Here is a 377-nt window from a genome sequence, read left to right as displayed (position 1 = left end):
CACTTTCTCCTTCCTAAACGTTGAACCTGGAGGCTATATTATCGTTGCTTCTGCTGCCGGTTTCATTAATGGTACAGTTGGAATCAATGTCGAAGCTGATAGAACCGCGTTTACTACTCTTTTATTGCAATCGAGTCCAGCTAGCATTACTGGTCAAGTAATTAACACAATTACGAGTGAGGGAATACAAGGAGCAACTGTTACTGCTACCTCCAATAACGGAAAAGTTATTGCTGTGACAACCACTAGCGAAGATGGTTTCTTTACCATTCAGAACCTTCCTCCAGAATCTGTAGTTATTACAGCTAACGCAGTAGGCTTTGGCGCTGATTCTAAAGGAATTATTTTAAGGTCAAATATTACAAGTACTACTACAT

The 377-nt window shown here is 40.1% G+C and carries 1 protein-coding gene; it reads left to right on the top strand.

Going from position 1 to position 377, the window contains the following annotated elements; all coding sequences use genetic code 11:
* A partial coding sequence (locus AC1DWA_RS33775) for a carboxypeptidase-like regulatory domain-containing protein (protein ID WP_477917910.1) occupies positions 1–377 on the top strand: 377 nt, incomplete at both ends.

The organism is Rhodococcus sp. P4_F3_2 (genome assembly GCF_056401335.1).
The sequence above is the reverse complement of the archived record's forward strand: the minus strand, read 5'-3'. Positions and strand labels throughout refer to the sequence as shown.